Origin of the sequence: Aurantimicrobium sp. (assembly GCF_036667855.1) — a bacterium.
In the GTDB taxonomy this organism is placed as follows: Bacteria; Actinomycetota; Actinomycetes; order Actinomycetales; family Microbacteriaceae; genus Aurantimicrobium.
In genome coordinates, this window is the sequence record NZ_JAVWTF010000085.1 from 1 (window position 1) to 3803 (window position 3803).

The following is a 3803-nucleotide window of genomic DNA, read 5'->3' on the forward strand; positions in this document are numbered from 1 at the left end:
GAAGTCGTCAGTGCGCTACAGGCATTCCGAGTTGATGCTCAGTCGTTGTTTGGTGGGTATAAGTGGGGTCAGCAGGCAGCGCCTGTCACTCCTCCTGCTCCGCCCCAGAGTTCGCCCACTGCGCGTGCTGTGGAGACTAGCCGACAGAACCGTCTTGCTAACAGTACCACTGTTAAGGATGGGGCTGCTCGTGCTACAAACGAGCCTGACCTCGAAGCTCTCTTCAAGTCGGCTTATCAGAAAGTGATCGATGATAACAAGGTCACTCGTAACTAAGAAAGGAGATACATATGTCGTTTAGTGGTATGCAGTACGGTGACGTCCCGGCACGCATTGGTGTACACATTCATGCTCAGATGCTGGCCCACGCCTTCCCGATCCTTCTGCTGGATCGATTCGCACAGAACATCCCGGTTCCTAAGAACAAGGGTCATGTGATTAAGTTCCGTCGTCCGGTTCCGTTTGAGGTCTCTACTGAACAGCTGGTCGAGGGTGTGACCCCGGCTCCGCAGGGTATCACGTTCGAGGATATCTCCGGCGTTATCGCTCAGTACGGTGCATGGGTTCCGTTCAGCGACGTGATCGAAGACACCCACGAAGATCCGATTCTGGCTACCATCACCCAGCAGGCTGGTGAGCAGGCCGCTCTGACCAAGGAGCGCATCCTGTGGAACATGATGATTGCTGGCACCAACGTGATCTACTCGGGTGCTGCTACTGCCCGTAATCAGGTTGTGGCTCCGATTGCCATGGACGATCTGCGTCTGGCCCAGCGTACCCTGAAGGTTGCTCTGGCTAAGCCGCTGACCAAGATGCTGAGGGCTGGTACTGGCGTTGCCACTCAGCCGGTTGCTGGTGGTTACATCGCCATTGGTCACACCAACATGGAACAGGATCTGCGCAATCTGCCGGGCTTCGTGACTCGTGAGCATTACGCTTCGGGCACCCTGGTGCACGAGCTGGAGATTGGTAAGTTCGAGGACATTCGTTTCATCCTCGCTCCCCACGTCACCTCGTTCCCCGGTGCTGGTGGTGCTGTTGGCGACAACTCCGTGCTGGTCACTGGTGGTCGTGCCGACGTGTTCCCGCTGGTTATCTTCGGTCAGGATGCCTTCGCAGCTACTCCGTTGCAGGGTATGGACTCGGCGGCCATTGCCGTTAAGAAGCCGAAGATGGGCGAGAGCTACGAAGATCCGCTGGGTCAGCGTGGTTATGTTGCGTGGAAGTTCTGGTACTCGGCTGTTCGTCTGAACGAGGCGTGGATTCTGCGCATCGAGTCGGCCGTCACCAACCTGTAATAGCAGGTAAAACGAGGGGGACTTCGGTCCCTCTCTCTTTGATGTAAATAGAAAGGAGAAAAGTAAATGGCAACTCGTCGTTCTAATACCGATTACAAGAGCATCAAGCATCGTGGCGTCTACGGCGGCCGTGAGCAGAGCGTCACCGGCATTATCAAGATTCGCGCTGGTGAGACTGTCGCTACCACCGACCTGTTGCAGATGATCCCGCTGGGTGAGAATGTTCGCCCGGTTGATATCGCTCTGCATGCAGTGCCCACTTCGGGCAACCCGGTTCTGACTGGCGGTGGCTTTAACGTCGGCGTCGTGCCGTGGAACAGCCTGCCGTTCAAGCGTCCGAATGGTACTGAGTATCCGCCGATCCCGGTGAATGCTTCGGCCTTCGGCAATCTGGTGCTGCCGTCCGGTCCGCTGATTGTTCGCACCTCGGCTCCTAGCCGTCCGGTGGCAACCAACGTTCCGAACTATGCTCCGTACCGTGTGACCCTGACCCCGAGTGCTACGTTCTCGGTGGCTGGTGGCGATATCGAACTGTCCCTCACTGTCACTTATGTGGGTGAGCAGATCGCTGAGCCGTATGTCTACACTGACTTCCTGTCCCAGAAGGTCAAGAACTAAGTAGGCTTGGGAGCGCCCTCCGGGGCGCTTCCCTTTTTAACAAATGAAAGAGGAGAATTTCAATGACTGAAATTAATGGTGGCGTAGAAGAGAGCCACGACGAATATGCAGACCAGACTGCTGCCCTGAACAAGCTTGACATTAACTCGCTCCGCGCGTTTGCTAAGCTATCCAACATCAAGGCTGGTCGAGATTGGACTAAGGAAGACTTCGTGACTGCACTACAGGCAAAGGCCGGTCAGTCCACGGTGGGTATGGTGTTCGACAATGAGACTGGTCCGAAGCCGGGCTACTCCCGAATCCTGCTGCACCGAGATACTTCCGCAGGCCATAAGAATTCCAGCGTTCACGTCGGTGTGAACGGCACTATCTTCGCCATCCCTCGTGGCGTTGAAGTGGATATCCCTACCTACGTTGTGGGTGCATTGAATGATGCGCAAGGTCTAGTCACCTCGCACATTGAAGAGAACACTGGTCCGGGTCGCTTCGTTGAGACGATGCAGAAATCCTATCCGTTCCAGATTGTCGCTACCAATCCGGGTAAGATCGCAAACCGAAACGACACACGCTCTCGCAACTACCAGCTGCGACTTGCTTGTAAGGAAGCTTTGCAGAAGTGGCCGACCCATGGTGAATTCCTTGAGTGGCAGAAGTACGAGATGCGTAAGAAGGCCGGAGTTAATTCTGGCGAGTAACACACACAACTAAACGGAGAATCGAATGAGCGACCTCACCTACTTGCAACTTGTTAACACTGTTCTAGCTGAGGCTAAGATCACGCTCGATCCGTTGACCGCAGCAAACTTCGCTAATCCGCCGCGCACAGCCATGTATTTGAATGTGCAGCGGTGGGTTAACGAGGCACTGCGGGAACTACTGACTACTCGCAATGAGTGGTTTACCCGCAAGGAACGAACGCTCGTGGAAATCTACCCACGTGTGCAGTTGGCTGACGCCATCGTTCCTCCGATGATTGGCTACCGTTACAGAGGTAGCACTAGCGGGGTAGAGTTTGTAGTTGTCCAAATCCACAATCAAGAAATACAGGAAGGTAGCGGCTACTTTGAAGCTACTGTTTCCATTGAGTTTGCAGACGATGAGCATCAGCTTACTGACCTTGCTCCGTCTGAATCGCTAGACGTTATTGATCCTGCTCCTACGCAGGGTGCTGCAATCTTTAAGGGGATTGGATACTACGACCTCTATGCTCTGTCGGGTAACGCTGAGCTTATTGATGATCGCTCCATCGTGTTCCTGCCTACGCTGGATCAGTACGATGAAGGGGCAGCATGGTTTGAACAGCCTGCTGGGCTGGTGCAGTGGAGAGACTTCGCTGCTATTAGGATGGGTGGGGTGCAGAACTCTACGCATGGTCCTTACTCTGTAGCACGTACCCCGTTGGGTAGCTACGCGTTCTGGCCTAACCTTCGTAAGAAGTGTCTCATTGCATATGACTACACCCGCAACATCACTGACATGGTGAACTGGGACGATGTGCCTGTTGGCATCCCGTACAAGTATCAGATGTGGTTGGTGTGGCGCGCAGTGCAGGAGTATGGAGACTTCCAGCAGAGCGGTCAGATTTGGAGTAGAGGTAATAAGAATGCGGAGAAGTTTATGTTCCTTATGGATAGAGACAACGCACCTGAAGTAACTATGGCGGGCTGGAGGGGCTGATGAGTATTCAGTCTATTCCGGTTCTTATGAATGGTGGACTTGATCTAGTGAGTCCTCCACTCCTTGCAGAGCCCGGTGTTTTGATTGACTGTCTAAACTATGAGATGACTGCTTACACTGGTTATCGTAGAGTGGATGGTTTTGAGAGATATGATGGTTGGGTAGATGGAGGAGTAGCCTCTTATTTTGTAGTTGATCTTCTAGCTGATG

At 53.7% G+C, this 3803-nt stretch carries 6 protein-coding genes; all 6 read left to right on the plus strand.

The genetic code is table 11. The annotated features are described in order from the left end of the window. A partial coding sequence (locus RR877_RS10005) for a hypothetical protein (RefSeq protein ID WP_332628107.1) occupies positions 1-276 on the plus strand: 276 nt, incomplete at its 5' end. A gap of 14 nt (positions 277-290) precedes the next feature. Further along, positions 291-1298 (plus strand): N4-gp56 family major capsid protein, encoded by a 1008-nt coding sequence (locus RR877_RS10010; protein WP_332628108.1) that lies wholly within the window; start codon positions 291-293, stop codon positions 1296-1298. A 66-nt stretch (positions 1299-1364) separates the two neighbouring features. Further along, the gene (locus RR877_RS10015) at positions 1365-1916 is read left to right on the plus strand and encodes a hypothetical protein (protein ID WP_332628109.1); all 552 of its coding nucleotides are present in this window, start codon (positions 1365-1367) and stop codon (positions 1914-1916) included. 62 nt (positions 1917-1978) lie between these two features. Further along, complete coding sequence (locus RR877_RS10020; RefSeq protein ID WP_332628110.1) at positions 1979-2611, plus strand: hypothetical protein; 633 nt, start codon at positions 1979-1981, stop codon at positions 2609-2611. A gap of 25 nt (positions 2612-2636) precedes the next feature. Further along, complete coding sequence (locus RR877_RS10025; protein WP_332628111.1) at positions 2637-3593, plus strand: hypothetical protein; 957 nt, start codon at positions 2637-2639, stop codon at positions 3591-3593. Next, on the plus strand, positions 3593-3803 hold a 211-nt coding region (locus tag RR877_RS10030), incomplete at its 3' end, for a hypothetical protein (protein WP_332628113.1). The genes RR877_RS10025 and RR877_RS10030, both read left to right, overlap by 1 nt.

Bases quoted from the DNA above. Each gene is read 5' to 3' on its own strand.
- RR877_RS10010 (WP_332628108.1), top strand. From the start codon at position 291: ATGTCGTTTAGTGGTATGCAGTACGGTGACGTCCCGGCACGCATTGGT.
- RR877_RS10015 (WP_332628109.1), top strand. From the start codon at position 1,365: ATGGCAACTCGTCGTTCTAATACCGATTACAAGAGCATCAAGCATCGT.
- RR877_RS10020 (WP_332628110.1), top strand. From the start codon at position 1,979: ATGACTGAAATTAATGGTGGCGTAGAAGAGAGCCACGACGAATATGCA.
- RR877_RS10025 (WP_332628111.1), top strand. From the start codon at position 2,637: ATGAGCGACCTCACCTACTTGCAACTTGTTAACACTGTTCTAGCTGAG.